Annotated in this window: 13 protein-coding genes; 9 read left to right on the top strand and 4 right to left on the bottom strand. The window is 67.7% G+C overall.

The window, feature by feature from the left end:
- Positions 1-157 precede the first annotated feature (157 nt).
- The 4 genes from NTM_RS27135 to NTM_RS27120 all read left to right on the top strand — a co-directional run bounded on the left by NTM_RS27135 (position 158) and on the right by NTM_RS27120 (position 7514).
- Entirely contained in the window at positions 158-2710 is a 2553-nt protein-coding gene (locus NTM_RS27135; protein WP_163769159.1) for a SpoIIE family protein phosphatase, read from the top strand.
- Entirely contained in the window at positions 2710-3030 is a 321-nt protein-coding gene (locus NTM_RS27130) for an STAS domain-containing protein (protein ID WP_163769158.1), read from the top strand. The genes NTM_RS27135 and NTM_RS27130 overlap by 1 nt, the downstream gene beginning before the upstream one ends.
- Positions 3031-3194: 164 nt before the next feature.
- Positions 3195-5504: a SpoIIE family protein phosphatase gene (locus tag NTM_RS27125; RefSeq protein ID WP_163769157.1), complete on the top strand. Its 2310-nt coding sequence runs from the start codon at positions 3195-3197 to the stop codon at positions 5502-5504.
- 666 nt (positions 5505-6170) lie between these two features.
- On the top strand, positions 6171-7514 hold the full coding sequence (locus NTM_RS27120; RefSeq protein WP_179964012.1) for a PE-PPE domain-containing protein: 1344 nt from the start codon (positions 6171-6173) through the stop codon (positions 7512-7514).
- A 68-nt stretch (positions 7515-7582) separates the two neighbouring features.
- Here the strand turns inward: NTM_RS27120 and NTM_RS27115 are convergent, their stop codons facing one another.
- Positions 7583-8608, bottom strand: a complete 1026-nt coding sequence (locus NTM_RS27115; protein ID WP_104863599.1) for an alcohol dehydrogenase catalytic domain-containing protein — start codon at positions 8606-8608, stop codon at positions 7583-7585.
- A 99-nt stretch (positions 8609-8707) separates the two neighbouring features.
- Here NTM_RS27115 and hpnE point away from each other — a divergent pair, with 99 nt between their 5' ends.
- Positions 8708-10087, top strand: coding sequence for a hydroxysqualene dehydroxylase HpnE (gene hpnE, locus NTM_RS27110; RefSeq protein ID WP_163769156.1), 1380 nt, complete (start codon positions 8708-8710; stop codon positions 10085-10087).
- 49 nt (positions 10088-10136) lie between these two features.
- Here hpnE and NTM_RS29035 read toward each other — a convergent pair whose 3' ends face one another.
- The 3 genes from NTM_RS29035 to NTM_RS27095 all read right to left on the bottom strand — a co-directional run bounded on the left by NTM_RS29035 (position 10137) and on the right by NTM_RS27095 (position 14256).
- Positions 10137-11228, bottom strand: a complete 1092-nt coding sequence (locus tag NTM_RS29035) for a sensor domain-containing diguanylate cyclase (RefSeq protein WP_272955243.1) — start codon at positions 11226-11228, stop codon at positions 10137-10139.
- A gap of 142 nt (positions 11229-11370) precedes the next feature.
- Complete coding sequence (locus tag NTM_RS27100; RefSeq protein WP_163769155.1) at positions 11371-12732, bottom strand: NAD-dependent succinate-semialdehyde dehydrogenase; 1362 nt, start codon at positions 12730-12732, stop codon at positions 11371-11373.
- 12 nt (positions 12733-12744) lie between these two features.
- Positions 12745-14256, bottom strand: a complete 1512-nt coding sequence (locus NTM_RS27095) for an APC family permease (protein ID WP_163769154.1) — start codon at positions 14254-14256, stop codon at positions 12745-12747.
- A 168-nt stretch (positions 14257-14424) separates the two neighbouring features.
- Here NTM_RS27095 and NTM_RS27090 point away from each other — a divergent pair, with 168 nt between their 5' ends.
- The 4 genes from NTM_RS27090 to NTM_RS27075 all read left to right on the top strand — a co-directional run bounded on the left by NTM_RS27090 (position 14425) and on the right by NTM_RS27075 (position 17432).
- Positions 14425-15165: a FadR/GntR family transcriptional regulator gene (locus NTM_RS27090; protein WP_232079857.1), complete on the top strand. Its 741-nt coding sequence runs from the start codon at positions 14425-14427 to the stop codon at positions 15163-15165.
- On the top strand, positions 15162-15917 hold the full coding sequence (locus NTM_RS27085) for a cache domain-containing protein (RefSeq protein ID WP_104863605.1): 756 nt from the start codon (positions 15162-15164) through the stop codon (positions 15915-15917). The genes NTM_RS27090 and NTM_RS27085 overlap by 4 nt, the downstream gene beginning before the upstream one ends.
- Before the next feature lie 109 nt (positions 15918-16026).
- Positions 16027-17229: a cytochrome P450 gene (locus NTM_RS27080; RefSeq protein WP_163769152.1), complete on the top strand. Its 1203-nt coding sequence runs from the start codon at positions 16027-16029 to the stop codon at positions 17227-17229.
- 14 nt (positions 17230-17243) lie between these two features.
- Positions 17244-17432 carry a ferredoxin gene (locus tag NTM_RS27075; protein WP_083141199.1) on the top strand — a complete coding sequence of 63 codons (189 nt, stop codon included), beginning with the start codon at positions 17244-17246 and terminating at the stop codon, positions 17430-17432.
- Positions 17433-17437: the final 5 nt, after the last annotated feature.

Genomic DNA, 17437 nt, shown 5'->3' with positions numbered 1-17437 from the left:
CGGAAGTGGGCTAAAAGCGGCTCGGAGAGCCGAAACGCGAAGTTCGGTTTCGTTTGCGGTCCAGTGGCGCAGGTTTGACGGGACCGCGGCGGGACACTCTGGGCATTCGTAGGGCAGGCCGCGCGAATCTGCAGGTCTGACGGTTTAGCGTAGGGGAATGGCCGACGACCCCGACGAGTCCTCACCTCGTCGTCGCTCCCCGGAAGGAGACGGTCACACGAGCGCCGACTTCGACGAGCTGGTCGCCGCGCGCGACCAGATGGAGCACCTCGTGCGGGCCATCGTCGCGATCGGCTCGGATCTCCACTTCGACGTCACGCTGGAACGCATCGTCACCGCGGCGCGGGAGCTGAGCGGCGCCCGCTACGCGGGACTCGGGATCCGCGCCGCCGACAACAGCCTCGTCTTCGTCGACGCCGGCGACGCGTTCGACGCGTCGGGTCTGGCCGACATGGACATCGGCGACGGTCTTCGCGTCGACGATCTGCAGCAGCATCCGGACATCACCGGGTCGCGGGACTTGAATCTGCCCATCCGGGCGCTGCTCGCGATCCCGCTCACGGTGCGCGCGTCGCGCTTCGGCTCGCTGTTCCTCGCCGACGACCGTCCGGGCCGGGTGTTCACCGATGCTCAGGAGAGCGCGGTGCGCGCGCTGGCGACCGCGGCGGCGGCCGCGATCGACAACGCCCGGTTGTTCGAGCGTGAACGTGAGTCCGCCAAATGGACGAAGGCCAGCCGCGAGATCACCACGGCGCTGCTGTCCGGGGATCCGCAGACCGGCCCGTTGCAGCTCATCGTGAACCGCGCGCTCGAGCTCGCCGACGCGGAGCAGGCCATCCTGCTGGTACCGGGCGAATCCGAAGTGGCCGCCGAGGACGTCGACACGCTGATCGTCGCCGCGACGGCGGGTAAGTATGCCTCCGAGGTGATCGGCCGACAGGTGCCCATGGACGGCTCCACCACCGGCGGTGTGGCCCGTCGCGGCCTGCCGATGATCACGGATTCGTTCCAGTACCCGATCGAAGGGTTCACCGACGTCGGTGAGCGTTCCGCGATCGTGATGCCGTTGATCGCCGACGGTGCGGTGCTCGGCGTCATCGCGGTGGCCCGGCGTCCCCATCAGCCACCGTTCGACGAGGCCTATCTCGAGCTCGTCGCCGACTTCGCCCGGCACGCCGCGATCGCCCTGGCGCTCGCGGCTGGACGTGAGCATGCTCTGAACCGTCAACTGGCGCAGGCAGATTCGTTTGACGATGCGTTGCAGGGTGCTGCCGACGAGTTGCGCAGGCTGTGGCGGGCACGCCGGGTGTTGGCGGTGACCTTCCCGCGTCACGCCGGCGCCGCCGACGGTCTGCCGAGCCTGGTCGCCGCCGGCGAAAGCGTGAAGTGGACCGACCTTCCCGCCGACCTGCGCCGGATCCTGGCCGCGTTGTCCGACGACGACCTGCTCACCCCGAACACCGCGCAGCCCGGAACCGCGGGGATCGCCATCCAGCACCCCGAGGGGATCCTGGTGGTCTGGATCGAGCTCACCGATCAGCGGTCGTTCACGCTGGAGGACCAGACGCTGCTGACGGTCCTTGCCGGCCGCCTCAGCGCAGGCCTACAGCGGGTGTATCAAGTCGACCAACAACGCGAGACCGCGCTCGCACTGCAGCACTCGATCCTCGGCCCGGCCGACCTTCCGCCGGGATTCACCGTGCGCTATCAGGCCGCGAGCCGGCCGCTGCAGGTCGGCGGCGACTGGTACGACGTCGCGGACCTCGACGACGGGCGCATCGCGCTTGTCGTCGGCGACTGCGTCGGGCACGGCCTGGCCGCGGCCACCGTGATGGGTCAGGTCCGCAGCGCGTGCCGGGCACTGCTGCTGGAGAACGCCAGCCCCGGCGCGGCCCTGGCCGGGATGGACCGCTTCGCGGCCCGGCTGCCCGGTGCGCAGTGCACCACCGCGGTGGTGATGGTGCTCGACCCCGCCACCGGGGAGATCTCGTACTCCAGCGCCGGACACCCACCGCCGTTGCTCGTGCACGCCGACGGCAGCGCCCAGCAACTCGACGACGCCCACACCATCGCACTGGGCCTGCGCCAAGATTGGCCCCGCCCGGAAGCGCACATGAGGATCCCGATCGGCTCGACCCTGGTGCTCTACACCGACGGGTTGGTGGAGCGCCGCCGGGTTCCGTTGGAGCAAGGCATATCTCGGGCGAGCGCGCTGATCCAGGAGCTTCGCGCTGCGCCGCTGGACGAGCTCGCCAACGGCATCATGACGGGGCTCGCTCCCGACGACGGATACCAGGACGACGTGGCGCTGCTGCTCTACCGCCATCCCGCCCCGCTGGAACTGAGCTTCCCGGCCGACGCCAGCTACCTGGCGTCGACCCGATCGGCGCTGCGGAGCTGGCTCTCCGGCGCCCGGGTGGAACCCGACCGGGTGATGGAGGTGTTGGTCGCCGCGGGTGAGGCAGTCGCCAACGCGATCGAACACGGCCACCGAGACGGCATGCCCGGCACCGTCAGTGTCCGAGCGACCGCCCTGGTCGATCTTGTCGAACTGATCATCACCGACACCGGCACCTGGAAACCCCCGGCGCAGCCACCGGACACCTACCGCGGCCGCGGCATCGGCATCATGCGCGGGCTGATGGAGGACGTGACCATCGCCCATGACTCCGGCGGCACCACCATCCATCTCTACGCGAGGATCGCCTGATGCCCACCCAGCTGCGTCTGCGCACCGCCCGTCCCGGTCACGGGGAGGGGCTGCGGCTGGAGGCCAGCGGCGAGATCGATCTGAGCAATGTCGACGAGCTGAAATCCGCGCTGGCAGATGCCGTCGCCGAAATCGGCGGCAGCGGTGCGGAACTCGTCGTTGATCTGGCCGAGGTCGAGTATGTGGACAGCGCGGCCATCAACGTGCTGTCCGCATATGCCGATGCGATCCACAGGATCGTCGTCCATCCCTATCTGCTCTCCACGATGCGCGTCAGCGGGGTCACCGAGCTCGTCACCGTCGACGCGGTGCAGCGGTGACCCCCCGCGCCGTGCCGCCCCGGCGCGAGCCGGGCGTGTGCGCGGACCGCGCGGCTGGTTGGATGGGTGTCGGTAGAGCTCGGATGAATGCCATCGGGGGTTGGCATGGTCGAGGCGGGGGAGCGGCACGCGTGCCGCGGGGCGAGAAAGTCAACTGACGGCATATGCACGGGGCGCGACGAAGTGAGCCATCCAGGGAAACCCCTGGGCAGCCCCCGAGCCCGGCTGCGCGCGGTGAGGCCGATGCCGACCTGCTGCCCGCCGGAACGCCGATCGACCTCGACAACTGCGCCAGGGAACCGATCCACATCCCGGGCAGCATCCAGCCCCGAGGTGTGCTCGTCGTGGTCGGCGAGCCGGACTTCGACATCCGCCAGATCAGCGCCAATGTCGGCGAAATGCTCGGCCGGCCCGCCGAGGAGGTGCTGGGGCAGCATCTGTCCGTGCTGATGGGGCCCGATCAGGCCGCCCTGGTCGAGAAGGCCGCGTCGATCGTCGGGGATCTGCACCGGCGCAATCCGGTCGAATGCGTCCTCGACGTCGCGGGGGTGGCGCGCGATTTCGACGCGATCCTGCATCGCGGCCCCGGTGTGCTGCTGGTCGAACTGGAGATCGCCTACGGCGAGCGGCCGTACTCCTTCCCGAACACCTACCAATCGGTGCGTGGCTGGGTCGAGGAACTCAACCACGCGGCGACGATGACCGACCTGTACGACACCGCAGCCCGCGCGGTCCGCAACCTCACCGGCTTCGACCGCGTGATGGTCTACCGGTACGACGACGAATACAACGGCGAGGTGGTCGCCGAGGCGAAGCGTGACGACCTCAATTCGTTTCTCGGGCTGCACTATCCGGCGACCGACATCCCGGCCCAGGCGCGGGCACTGTACGAGAAGAGCTGGTTGCGCCTGATCTCCGATGTCGGTTACACCCCGGCGCCCCTGGTCCCCGCACAGGATCCCGCGAGCGGGACGCCGCTGGACCTGACCCATGCGACGTTGCGCAGCGTGTCACCGATCCACATCGAGTATCTGCAGAACATGGGCGTGTACGCGTCGATGTCCATTTCGCTGCTGCGGCACGGCCGGCTGTGGGGACTGATCGCCTGCCATCACTACGCCGGACCGCATCTGCCTCCGTTCGGCACCCGGGCCGCCGCGGAGTTCCTCGGCTCGACACTGTCGCTGCGGCTGGTCGACCAGTTCGAAGAGGACCAACTGCACAAGCGGCTCGACGCACAGGCGGTGCTGACGAAGCTCACCGCCGCGACGATGGACGACACCAAACCCATGGTGTCGGCGCTGCTCGGCGCCCCGGACCTGTTCGACCTGGTGGCCGCCGACGGTGTCGTCGTCGACATCGCAGGACACCGCCGGACTCTCGGGTCGGTGCCGCCCGCTGAGGTGGTGGCTGCGGTGGTGGCCTGGGCGCGTGGCGCCGACGACGAGGTCGCGCGGACCGACAGCCTGCCCCGCACGTTGCCCGAGGCCGGCATCGATCCGCAGGTGGCGGCGGGCGCGCTGGTACTCAATCTGCCCGACGGCCAGTTCGCCGCCTGGTTCCGCCGGGAGGCGCTCCGCTCGGTGGATTGGGGCGGTGACCCGGAGAACAAGGCGATCGCCGTCAGTGAGAGTGACGAGGTCAGGCTCAGTCCCCGCAAGTCGTTCGAGCGGTGGCGCGAGGTGGTCCGCGACCGTGGCGAACCCTGGACACCGACCGAGGTCGAATCCGCCGATGCGCTGCGCCGCCACCTCGTCGAGTCGCTGTATCGCCGCACCCGCGGCGCGTTACGTGTCGCGGAAATGGTGCAGCGCAGCCTGATTCCCGATTCCATTCCGCAGCTGCAGAACTGGCAGCTGACAGCGCACTACGAGCCGGCGGCCGGTGACCGGGTCGGCGGCGACTGGTACGACGCGTTCGAGTTGCGCGACGGCCGACTGATCACCGTGGTCGGTGACGTGGCGGGCCACGGGGTCACCGTGGCGGGCACGATGGCACAGTTGCGCAATGCGTTACGGGCGCACCTGTTCGCCGGAGCATCACCCGCCGAGGCGGTGCAACAGCTCAACGACTTCTGTCTGCACATGCTCGACGCGGCGTTCGCCACCGTGCTGGTCGCGCGGATCGATCTCGACTCGGGAGTGGTCGAGGCGACCTCGGCCGGCCATCTGATGCCGTATATGACCAACTCCGCGCCGACGGCGGTGGCCGCGCCGATACCGCTGTCCCCGCCGATCGGCGTCAGCAGCGCCTCGTACACACAGGGGACCTTCGTCATCGAACCCGGCCACGGGCTGGTGCTGTACTCCGACGGCCTCGTCGAGCGGCGCGGTCAGGTGATCGACGAGGGTATGGACCGGCTGGCCGAAACGCTCGGCGGCGATGCGGATCTGTCGGCGTACGCGATCTGGATGACGATGGCCTCCGCGTTCACCGACGACGACGTCACCGTCGTCGCGTTGCGCAGACACTGACCGTCCCGGCCGGCGGCCGCGCTGTCGATCGTGTTCGTCCCCAAGCAGTGCCCGGCAAGCTTTGTCCCACAGGGCATTTGGAATCACTTCCGCAGGCATTCCGCGCCCCGCGGCGGGAAAGCCATCGACGGAGTGCGTTCTCCGCGCGAGGCCGTGCTGGATCCGGCGCGCATCGCGATTCGCCCGTGTTGGTTTGCTGCGATGTCACATAAATTCACTTATAAGTAAATAAGGCGGGTGGGGGTGGCGGTGCCGTCTGGCGCCCCGCCTGCGTCGGTGAGGTGGTAGCTCGTCGGCTTGTCCGAGGCGGCTCGATGGTGTGCCATGACGCTCGTTTGGATCCGCGAACTTTTATTAGCAATCACGATGCTGGCAATTGATTAAAGCATATGTTCGAGATTGTTATTGGTGAGGTTCGAGTGATTATTGATGCACTCCTTCGCGGTTATAGTGCACGTATATTGCGGCGGGTATTGCGCCGATAATTCTGTAATCACGTCAATAAGTTGGCTTATAGCGATTGCCAGCGAATTGCAAAGGTTTCGCCGAAACTGCGGTCATGAGAATTTTGCCGATTTTGCTGTGCCGGAGGACTTCGTAGCTCATATGCTTCCCTGGCGCCGGCGTTCGGCGACCATTTCATCGTTACTTTTCCGGGGAGAACTCATGGGAATCAGCCTGCGCAAATCAGGTGTCGTATGCGGCACGGTCTTTGCCTCAGCTGCGCTGGCGCTGTCCGCCGCCACGCCGGGCATGGCGGCCAACACGGCCCTCATCATCGGCGGCATCTCGACGCCGTCCCTGACCGATCCGCTGATGGCGCCACTGCTCGGCGGCAAGTTCAAGGATCAGCAGCGCGTCAGCGTCAAGTGGCCCGCACAGGCCGGCCCGATGACGGGCCGGGGCGATCTGACCCTCGGTGCGTCCATCGCGCAGGGTAAGACGAACCTCACCGCGCAGATCAACAACGCCCTCGGTCAGGTCGCCAACGGTGAGAAGGTGACCGTGGTCGGCCTGTCGGCCGGCTCCCTCGTCGTGAACGAGGTGCTCCGCGAACTCGAAGCCAGCGCCGACGCGCCGGGCAAGGACAAGATCACATTCGTGGTCGTCGCCGACTCCAGTCGTCAGAAGGTGATCAGCCAGGCGCGCTACAACAGCAACTTCGACTACACCTACCAGCCGGCGCCGGAGACCAAGTACGACGTCATCGTCGTGACCGGTGAGTACGACGGCATGGCCGACTTCCCGGACCGCTGGTGGAACGTGCTGGCCATCGCCAACGCCATCGCCGGAGGGATCTACGTCCACGTCCCGGTGATGTATGCGGATCTGTCGAAGGTTCCGGCGCAGAACATCTCGGTCGACACCAACTCCGTGGGCGGAACCACCACCCACTACCTGGTTCCGACCGAGAAGTTGCCGTTGGTGCGGATGTTCCCGTCCCTGGCCAAGCGGGAGGCCGAGCTCAGGGCCAAGATCGACGCGGGCTACAGCCGTAACGACGTTGTGGCGCAAGCGACTCCGAACGCGCTGGTCGCCGCCGCTGCTCCTGTCGCGCTCGCGGCACCGGTCGCGGAGATGCCCAGCAGCGTCACCGCGTCGCTGCGTACCCCGAAAGCCGCTGTCGCGGTGGAGGACACCGCCGCGGTTGAGGCTGCCGAGGACAGCGTCGTCGACACCGCGGGTGACGATGTCGTGACCGATTCCACGAGCGAAGCCGCCGAGGACAAAGTCGTCGAGGACGAAGCCGTCGCGGACAAAGTCGCCGAGGACAAAGTCGTCGAGGACGAAGCCGTCGCGGACAAAGTCGCCGAGGGCAAAGCCGCCGCGGACGAAGCCGCCGCGGACGAAGCCGCCGACGCGACCGATGCTGACACCAAGGGTGCCGAGGACGCCGACAGCTCCACGGAGCGCAAGGCCGGCAAGCCCGTCAGGGACGCCTCCGGATCCGCGGATTCCGGTGCGGCGAAGGACGCGACGTCGTCCGACTCCCCAGGAGCTTCGGAGTAACCTCCCCGGGCTCTGATCGACCTGACGCCCGGCCTCTCGGCCGGGGCGTTGTGGTGTCGTCGCCGAGATCAGGGCAGCAGTTGCACTTTGAGGTGCTCGCCGGACCGGGCGAATGCCGCCGCATACGCCTGCGCGGCGTCGTCCAACGGCATGGTGCCGGTGAAGATGCCGTCGACGTCGAGCCGGCCTGCCCGCAGCAGCGGGATGAGCTCGGGCCAGGTCTGCTGCACGGGGGCGGTGGTCATCCGGATCGTCAGGCTGCGCAACAGGCAGACGAGTGCCGGCAGGGGGTACGGCGCGAGATCGTGAACTCCGACGACCGACACGGTGCCTCCGGTGCGGACGCCAGCCAGCGCGTCGTCGATCGAGGTGTCGGTGCCCACGGCGTCGATCACCGAATCGGCACCGAGACCACCGGTGACCTCCAGGATGGCCTGCGCCGCCGGTGCATCCAGCGGTGACGCGCCGACCGCCGCGGCGCGGTCCCGGCGAGCGGCGACCGGATCGACCGCGAACACCGTCGCGGCGCCCAGGACGAACGCGCTGCGGATGGCGCACTGGCCAACTGCGCCCGCGCCGAGGACCGCGACGGTGCCGCCGACCGGAATGTCGGCGCGCTTGGCCGCGGCCCACCCGGTGGCGAGGTTGTCGGTCAGCAGCAGCGCCTGTTCGGTGTTCAGACCGTCGGGGATCGCGAGGAGCTGGAAATCGGCCGCGGGCACCGCGAGTAGCTCCGCCTGCGCTCCGCCGAGCAGTCCGGAACCGAAGATCTGCGGGCCGTGGACGCAGCGGATCGGATCCGTCGTCGCGCATCCCGGGCAGCGCCCGCAGCCGGTCACCGAGGACACCAGGACCGCGTCACCCTTCTTGAACCGGGTGACCTCCGGACCTGTCTCGGCGACGATGCCGACCGCTTCGTGGCCGATCGACACGGGCTCGCCGATGGGGTAGTGGCCGTCGAGGAAATGCAGGTCGGATCCGCAGATCGCGGTGGCCGTGACCTCGACTATCGCCCCGTCGGGCCCGGGAAGGCACGGATCGGGACGGTTGACGACGGAGATGGTGCGCGCGCTGTCGACGACCACGGTGCGCATGGCTGTCCTTCCGGCCGTGAATACGCTACGAGGAGTAACGTAACTGGGGATGCGGCGGCGCGCAACGCCCTGGTTGGCGGCGCGCTCTACGATTCCGGCATGACCGCATCCCCGGTACAGCATGTCGTGGTGGTCGGCGCAGGTCTGGCCGGGCTGGCGTCGACGGTGTGGCTGACCGAACTCGGCTACCGGGTGACGCTGCTGGAGAGCAACGGTTCGCTGGGCGGGCGCACCATCGGCTTGACCAGCGGGCACGGCGATGCCGTCGAGAACGGGCAGCACGTGCTGGCGGGCTCGTACGAGTGCATCTTGCGCTATCTGGATTCCATTGGCACCCGCGATCTTCTGGAGTTCCCCGACCAGTTCGGTGTCCGCTACCCCGGCGGGCACGTCGAGCGGTTCGGGATCCGGCCGGGGAATCTGCGACGCATGCTGCTGGGCCGGGTGCGGGGTCTGTCGATCCCGATCCTGTTGCGCGCCACCCCCGCCTGGGCCCGGTTGATGCGCGACGTGATCAGGTTCGACGACGACCTCGACGACATCACCGTCGACGAGTGGTTCGACCGGGTGGGCTTCCCGCCAGAGGTGCGTCGCATCCTGCTGAACTCGATGGTGATCGGTCTGCTCAACGAGCTTCCGCATCTTGCCTCGGCGCACGCGTTTGCCGCGCTGCTGCGCACCGGGGCCGACCGGGTCCGACGGTCCGGCAGCGGCGCGGTGCGGATCGGTTATCCGACAGTCGATCTCGACACCCTCTATCTCGCCGGCGCGCGGCGGGTGATGGCCGAACGCGGAGTGGATGTGCGGCTGCGCACCCGCGCGGTGACGGTGACGACCGACGGGACGCGCGCGACCGGTGTCACGCTCGGCGACGGTTCGGCCGTCGAGGCCGATGCGGTGGTGCTCGCCGTCCCATCGTGGAATCTGCGGTCGTTGCTCGACGAGGTGCCCAATTCGGAGGATGCGCGGTTGTCGGCCAAGAAGCTCGAACCGATCCCGATCATGAACGCCTACGTGCTGCTGGACCGCCCACTGGGCACGGTGGCGCCGTGGGAGTCGTTGCTCGACAGCGATATCGGCTGGGTGTTCGACCGGGATCACATGCATGGGCCGCGCTCCGACGGCAACCACCTGTATGCGCTGACGACCTGCGCGGCCTACGACTTGATGGGGCTCAAGAACTCGGAGGTGGCCGACCGGCTGGTCGCCGCGCTGCGGGCCAGTTATCCGGCGGCGGCCGACGCGAAGGTCCTCGATGTCACGGTGATCCCGTGGCCGAAAGCCACGTTCTCCTCGCGGGTGGGGATGTCGACGATCAGGCCGGGCAACCGCACCGCGTTGCCGAACCTCGCGCTGGCCGGCGACTGGACGCACAACGACTGGCCCACCACGATGGAAGGTGCTGCGCAGAGCGCTTCGCGGGCAGTCGATCTCGTCGATGAGGTTCTGCGTGGGGCACGCCGGGTGAGCGGGCGGTGACCTCGGTGCGGTGAGCTCGGCGCGGTGACGGCGGGAGGGAGCATCCCGGTCAGGCGATCTCGGTCGCGGCCTTGGTCTTCTTGTCGGTGTACATGAGTTCGTCTGCGCACGCGATGAGTGCGTCCAGCGGGCGGATGTCGGTGGGCGGGATGTCGAGTGCACCGATGCTCGCCGCCACCTGATACGGCCGTGCGCCCTCGCCGTTGAACCGCCCGAACACATCCCTCAGGCGCGCCTTCAGCGCAACGGCGCTGTCCGGGGATTCGGGCACCAGCACACAGAACTCGTCACCGCCGAGTCGTGCGACGATGTCGGAGGCCTGTGTGGTCGTGCGGAGCACGTGGGCGACGTCGACGAGGAGGCGGTCTCCGGCGTCGTGCCCGGAACCGTCGTTGACCTTCTTGAGACCGTCGACATCCAGGAATGCCAGCACGCAGTGGTGGCCGTGGGTGCGCGCGGTGAGCAGCGCCGCGTTGGCGAGAACGTGGAACCCCCGGCGATTGTGGAGCCCGGTCAGATCGTCGGTCAGCGAGAGCTGGCGGATCTCCTCGTTGGCTCGTTCCAGCGCGGCGGTGCGCTCGTGCACCCGCTCTTCGAGCTCCGCGTAGAGCCGCACGTTCTCCATCGCGATCGACGTCGCGTCGGCCAGGGCCTGCAGCAGCGACACCTCCCGCGCCGTGGGCTGGCGTTGCTGCGCCCAGTAGTTGCCGATTGCACCGACCGGGTCCAGCGTGCGGATCGGCACCATGACCAGGCTCTTGACGAACGTCGGGCGGTACGCCTCACGCGGGATGCGGTCGTCGACGTAGATGTCGGGGACGACAACGGCCTTGCGGTTGAGCATCGCCCACCCGCTGATGCAGGCCTCGATCGGGAATCGGCTGCCCTTCCACAGCGGCGTGATGGCGTCCTCGTCGAGGTAGAGGCACTCATCGTCGGTGCGCAGGACGAACGTCGCACCGTCGCAACCGGTCAGTTCGCGTGCGGATCGGCGGACGATCTCCTGGATCTCGGGAAGGCTGCGGGCCAGGGACAGCTCTTGGACCGCCTGCAGGAGCCGGGCCATCCCATTGACGTACTCGGTGTCGGGTGTATCCGCGGCCATGCCCTCGGAAAGCAAGGCAACTGGTGTGGTGCGCATAGCGAACCTCCATCACCAGCGGACGCCGCTTCTCGACGAACCTGGGCAGAGATTACACCGGCGCAGCCGACCTGACGCGACATCAGTCCAGGTGAAGGCCCTTCGAGTCGTTGCCTTCGTCACAGCCGTGACGCCGGTCGCGTCAGTCCGCGACGCAGTAGACCTGCTTGTTGACGAACTCATCGATTCCGAGCGCGCCCAACTCGCGGCCGAAGCCGGAGCGCTTCACCCCGCCGAACGGGATGTCAGGCCCTTCACCGGCGGGCGTGTTGACGTTGACCATGCCGGCCTCGAGCCGCTGGGCCACCTTCTCGGCGCGTGCGGTGTCGGTGCTGAACACCGATGCGCCGAGCCCGTAGGCCGACGAGTTCGCCAGTGCGACGGCCTCGTCCTCGTCCCGGACGCGGTAGACGACGGCGACCGGGCCGAACAGTTCCTCGGTGTAAGCGCGCATCTCCGGTGTGATGCCGGTGAGCACGGCCGGGGTGTAGAACGCCGCCGGAGCCTCGCTGAGGTCACCGCCGACGTGCAGGGTCGCGCCCTTGTCGACGGCGTCGGAGACCTGGGCGGCCAGGGTCTCGGCCGCACGCCGCGACGACAGCGGCGCGATGTCCTCCGCGGTGAGACCGCTCGCCAGTGTCACCAGTTCGGCGACGAAGTCGTCGTAGAGATCGTCGGCGACGATCATCCGCTTGTTGGAGTTGCAGGCCTGCCCCATGTTGTAGGTGCGGAAATCCCATGCCGTGCGGGCGAGTTCCCTCGCATCCCCGTCGAGCACGATGAACGGGTCGGAGCCGCCCAACTCGAGCAGGCACTTCTTCAACGCGCGGCCGGCCGTCGCGGCGACCGTGGCGCCGGCCCGCTCGGAGCCGGTCACCGAAACCCCCTGCACCCGTGGGTCGTTGATGATGGTCTCGACCTGGTCGAAGGATGCGAACAGGTTGGTGTAGACGCCTTCCGGCACGCCTGCGTCACGCATCAGGTCGGCGATCGCGAGCGCGCACTGCGGCACCGACTCGGCGTGTTTGAGCAGAATCGTGTTGCCGAGAACGATATTCGGCGCCGCGAAGCGGGCCACCTGATACGTCGGGAAGTTCCACGGCATCACCCCGAGCAGCACGCCGACCGGGCGGCGCTGCACCACCGCGGTCCCGCCGGAGAAGGACGGGATCCGCTGATCGGCGAGCAGCGCCTCGGCCTGTTCTGCGTAGAACTCGAAGATCGATGCCGAGAACTCGACCTCGCCGGTGCCCTCGTCGAGCTTCTTGCCCATCTCGGTGCGGGTCAGCTCCCCGAGATCCGTTGCGCGTTTACGGAACAGCTCACCGACGTTACGGACGACCTCGGCCCTGTCTTTGAGCGGTCGATCCCGCCAGGACCGGTAGGCATCGTCGGCCTTCGCGACGGCCGCGGCGATCTGGTCGTCGGTCGCGGTGTCGAACGTCTTCAGTACCTGGCCGGTGGCGGGGTCGACGGTCGCGTACGGCGGTTGCGTGGGGCTCACGGAGCGTCCTTACTACTTCTCGGCGGGGATGGCATCGGCGTAGGGTGCCGTGCTCTTGTCGTGCAGCGGGTGGATCGTCATGTATATCAATCCGATTCCGATCACCACGGCAGCCGACAGCGGCACGATCCAATTGTCGTACCACGGGGCGTCCGGCGTGCGGGGCCAGGCCATGTTGATCATCGCGATCACGCCGTACACCAGCGCGGCGATGTTGACGGGCACACCCCACGTGCCGAGCGAGTACTTGCCGCTGGGCACCCAGCCCTTCAGTCGGGCCCGCAGTGCCGCCAGCACCACCATCTGGAATCCGATGTAGATGCCGAGGGCGGCGAAGCTGATGATCTTCGTGATCGCGTCGGTGGAGAACTTCGAGCCGATGATGATCACCGCGGGAACGGCGGCGGCGAGCAGCAACGCGTATGGCGGAACATGGCGGGTCGCCGAGAACTTCTTCAGAAGCGTGTGGCCCATGATCATCTCGTCGCGGCCGTAGGAGTAGGCCAGTCGGCTCGCAGCGGCCTGCAGGCTCATCGCGCAGGACAGGAACGACAGCAGCACGATCACCAGGATGATCTTGGAGCCGACCGGGCCGAACGCCTCGCCGAGCACGGTGCTGACCGGGTCGGTGTCTTCTCCGGCGATCACCGCGGGGATGTCCGCGACGGCGAGGACCAGCGACAGGCATACGAAAGTGGCTGCGGCACCGCCGATATAGATGGTGCGGCGCATGGCCTTCGGGATCAGCCGACCCGGATCCCGGACCTCCTCGGCGACGTCGCCGCACGCTTCGAAGCCGTAATACTGGTACAGGCCGATCAGGGCCGCCGCGGCGAACGCCCACATGTAGTTTCCGTCGCCGCCGGCGCCCATGCTGTCGAAGATGACGCCGAAGTTCTGCTCGCGGTGGGCGATCAGCAGCCAGCCGCCGACGACGAGCGCGCCGATGATCTCGGCGCTGAAGCCGATGATCGCTGCTTTGGCAAGCACTTTCGTGCCCATGAAGTTGATCACGGTGGCCAGTGCCAGCAGCACCAGGGAGAACACGATGACGTTGTTGACGGTGGCCTCGATACCGAAGGTGGCGGCGATAAAGGGCCCCGAGCCATAGGTCACCGACGCGATGGTGACCAGCAGCGCCACCAGATACACCCATCCGGTCATCCACGCGTATTTGCGTCCCCACAGCCGACGCGCCCAGGGATAGACGCCTCCCGCGACGGGGTACTGCGCGACGATCTCGGAGAACACCAGCGCGACCAGCAGCTGGCCGACGCCGACGATGAGCAGGCTCCAGATCATCGGCGGCCCGCCGGTGGCCAGTGCGAACGCGAACAGCGTGTAGATGCCGACGACGGGGGACAGGTAGGTGAAGCCCAGCGAGAAGTTCGCCCACGGGCTCATGTCCCGTTTGAACTCCGATTTGTAGCCCAGCGCGTGCAGGTGCGCCGCATCGCTCTGGTCGTGGAAGTCGTAATAGCCCTCGGCGTCGCTGCCGGTGGCGCCGGAATGTGTGGTGGACATGGGCCTGCTTTCTGCCGGTGGTTAGGGACGCAGGAATCCGATGGAGCGAAAAACTACAGTCCTATTGTTTAACCGGCAACAGGAACGGAAGAATTGGTCGAAAATCGGGTAGATTCCCCGACGGCAGGGCAGGTCAGGGTCCATCGCGGGATGGCGGAAGGAGCGCGGGTGTCGTCGTTGTCGCCGCTCGTGGCCGCCGAGGCGCCCGTCGGTCGCGCCGACGAGATCGTCCAGCGCATCAACGAGGCGATCCACCTCGGGCTTCTCGACGACGGTGAGCGGCTCCCGGTCGAGGTCGACCTCGCCGCGCAGTTCGGTGTCGCGCCGATGACGGTGCGCGAGGCGCTGGCGACGCTTCGTGAACAGGGGCTGGTCGAAACCCGCCGCGGACGCAGTGGCGGATCGTTCGTCCGGCGTCCCGCGGGACCGCCGGTGGACAAACTGACCGCTCGCCTCGCGGCGATGAGTGCCTCGGACATCAGGGACCTGTTCGACGAGCACACCGCGGTGTCCGGGCAGGCGGCCCGTCTCGCCGCCGAACGAGCGGCACCCTATGCCGTGCGCCGGTTGTTCGCGCTGACCGACCAACTCGGCGCCGCCGCGACGCTAGGTGACCGGATCCGCGCCGACAGCCGCTTCCACATCCAGGTCGCGATCGCGTCGCAGTCCGCACGGCTCGCGCGCCGGGAGGCGAACCTGCAGGCCGAGGTCGCCGGCCTGGTCTGGCTGCCGATCGGCCAGCAGATCGACGTCGCCGCTCACGTCGAGGAGCAGCATGCGATCGCCGCGGCGGTCGCGGCCGAGAACGCCGAGGAGGCGCGCCGGCTCGCGGAGGCCCACGTGATGGGTCAACTCGCCCGCTTGACCCAGGTGAACCTCGATCTCACCGCGACGGGGGAGGCGTCATGATCCCGACCACGTCGGCCGTCGATCTGGCCGAAGAAGCGTCGCGGCAGTTGGAGCCGCTGTACGAGATGCTCCGCGAGATCGCCGACGAGGTGCTGCGCATCCGGCCGCCGCGGGCGGCGCTGACCGAGGCGCACTTCAGCGGGCTGCACCGCAGGCTCGCCGACCGGCTACACGACGAACACGCGGTCTGGGGGATGGGATTCATCGCCGCGCCGTTCGTCGTCGAAGACCAGGAGCGCTATCTGGCGTGGTGGCAGCGCAACAACAACGACCGGGTCGCCCGGCTGCGGCTGAACTTCGACCCGACCAGCATCGACGTCTACGACTACCTCCAGATGGACTGGTATCAGCTGGCGAAGCGGGGGCAGGCGCGGGTCGCCTACGGACCCTACGTCGACTACAGCGGGTCCGACATGTACACCATCACCGCGACGATCCCGGTCGTCGCCGACGGCGCCTTCCTCGGGGTGGCGGGCGCCGATCTGGTGGTCGGCGAAATCGAGCGCACGTTGCTGGAGGTGTTGCGCCAGACCGACGATGACGCGGTGGTGGTCAACACCGAGCGGCGCGTCATCGCCGCCAACACCGCCCGCTGGGTCGTCGGCTCCCGCCTGGCCGCGGTGCCCGCGGTCAGCGCGCAGCCGGACCCGCACGCCTTCCGCCAGGTCGCGGAGATGCCGCTCGGAACGGGCTGGGTGGTAGCGATCGGCTGGCCCGAAAGCGCTCAGGCGTCACCGGATTCGCCGGCTTAGCGCGCCGTTACGGACTGTTAACGAGGAACCTCGTTCCAGCTGTTGACATTAAGCATCTACTTCTAGAGTATTTAGGCACTGTTAGGTCGCTCTCTCGGAGGTAGCACTGATGACGTCGACCACGCTCGGCTCTGTTCCGAGCTTCCGGGTGTCGGATCCGTCGTTTTCGATCACCTCGGAGCAGGTGCATGCGGCGAGGGAGCTCAGCTGGTACGCGACCACCGAATACGGCCTGGCGGTGCTGCGGTACGAGCAGGTCAACCGGCTGCTCAAGCATCCGAAGCTGCGCCAGGGCAGCGCGGCGTGGCCGGCACACAACGGCGTCACCGAGGGGCCGTTCGCCCAGTGGTTCGCCAGCTGGATCCTCAACAAGGAGGGCGAGGAGCACCACCGGCTGCGCAGGCTCATGAATCCGGCCTTCTCCAACAAGCTGATCGGTGGCCTGGTGCCGCGGTTCCAGGCGCTGGCCACGGAGTTGATCGACAATTTCGCCGAACCGGACCGCTGCGAGTTCGTCAGCGAGTTCGCCGAACCGTATGCGGCCCGCGTCATCGCGATCATGCTCGGTATCCCCGAGAGTGAGTGGAAGGTGATCTCCACCGAGTCCTCGACGATCGGGCTCGCGCTCGGGATCACGATCAAGGAGGACCTGCCCAAGATCGAGGCGGCGCTGGCCACGCTGTACGCGTACTGCGACGAGCTGATCGCTGACCGTCAGGCCAACCCGCGCGACGACTTCGTCACGACGCTGGTCAACGCATCGCGCCCCGAGGATGGACGGCTGTCGGACACCGAACTGCGAGATGCCATGGTGCTGTTGATCTTCGGCGGTTTCGACACCACCCGAAACCAGCTCGGCCTGGCGATGCAGAGCTTCATGAAGCATCCCGATCAGTGGCGCCTGCTCGCCGAGCGGCCCGACCTCGGCGGCAAGGCCGTCGAGGAGGTGATGCGGGTGAACCCGACGGTGCGGTGGGTGACCCGCGAGGTGCTGGAGGACTTCGAGTACGAGGGCGTCATGCTGACCGCGGGCACCACGGTTCATCTCTACAGCGAGTCCGCGGGCACCGACCCCCGGGTGTTCGAACCGGGCTTCGACATCACCGCGGAACGCAAGCCGCACTTCGGATTCGGTGGCGGAGCGCATCACTGCCTCGGTCACTTCGTGGCCCGCTCGGACATGAGCGAGGCACTGCCACTGCTGGCTCGCCGACTGCGCGACCCTCACCAACTGCCCGGTGCGACCTGGTTGCCCGATTCGGGCAACACAGGTCCGATCACGCTGCCCATCGGCTTCACGCCCGCCCCCTGAAAGGAACGCCGAACATGCACGTCACCGTAGATCTCACGAAATGTCAGGACCACGGCCAGTGTGCCATCGCCGCCCCCGCCGTCTTCTGGCTCAACGACGACGGACATCTGGAATACGACGGGAATCCCGATGATTCGGAGCGCGGCTACATCGAGGACGCCGCCGACGTCTGCCCCGCCCAGGCCATCTTCATCAAGGACTGAGCGGC

This window comes from Mycolicibacterium parafortuitum, from assembly GCF_010725485.1.
Classification (GTDB): Bacteria; Actinomycetota; Actinomycetes; order Mycobacteriales; family Mycobacteriaceae; genus Mycobacterium.
This window is presented reverse-complemented; position numbering and strand designations above follow the sequence as displayed.

Coding starts and splice junctions, on each gene's coding strand:
- NTM_RS27135 (WP_163769159.1), top strand. CDS start 158: ATGGCCGACGACCCCGACGAGTCCTCACCTCGTCGTCGCTCCCCGGAA.
- NTM_RS27130 (WP_163769158.1), top strand. CDS start 2,710: ATGCCCACCCAGCTGCGTCTGCGCACCGCCCGTCCCGGTCACGGGGAG.
- NTM_RS27125 (WP_163769157.1), top strand. CDS start 3,195: ATGCACGGGGCGCGACGAAGTGAGCCATCCAGGGAAACCCCTGGGCAG.
- NTM_RS27120 (WP_179964012.1), top strand. CDS start 6,171: ATGGGAATCAGCCTGCGCAAATCAGGTGTCGTATGCGGCACGGTCTTT.
- NTM_RS27115 (WP_104863599.1), bottom strand. CDS start 8,608: ATGCGCACCGTGGTCGTCGACAGCGCGCGCACCATCTCCGTCGTCAAC.
- hpnE (WP_163769156.1), top strand. CDS start 8,708: ATGACCGCATCCCCGGTACAGCATGTCGTGGTGGTCGGCGCAGGTCTG.
- NTM_RS29035 (WP_272955243.1), bottom strand. CDS start 11,228: ATGCGCACCACACCAGTTGCCTTGCTTTCCGAGGGCATGGCCGCGGAT.
- NTM_RS27095 (WP_163769154.1), bottom strand. CDS start 14,256: ATGTCCACCACACATTCCGGCGCCACCGGCAGCGACGCCGAGGGCTAT.
- NTM_RS27085 (WP_104863605.1), top strand. CDS start 15,162: ATGATCCCGACCACGTCGGCCGTCGATCTGGCCGAAGAAGCGTCGCGG.
- NTM_RS27080 (WP_163769152.1), top strand. CDS start 16,027: ATGACGTCGACCACGCTCGGCTCTGTTCCGAGCTTCCGGGTGTCGGAT.
- NTM_RS27075 (WP_083141199.1), top strand. CDS start 17,244: ATGCACGTCACCGTAGATCTCACGAAATGTCAGGACCACGGCCAGTGT.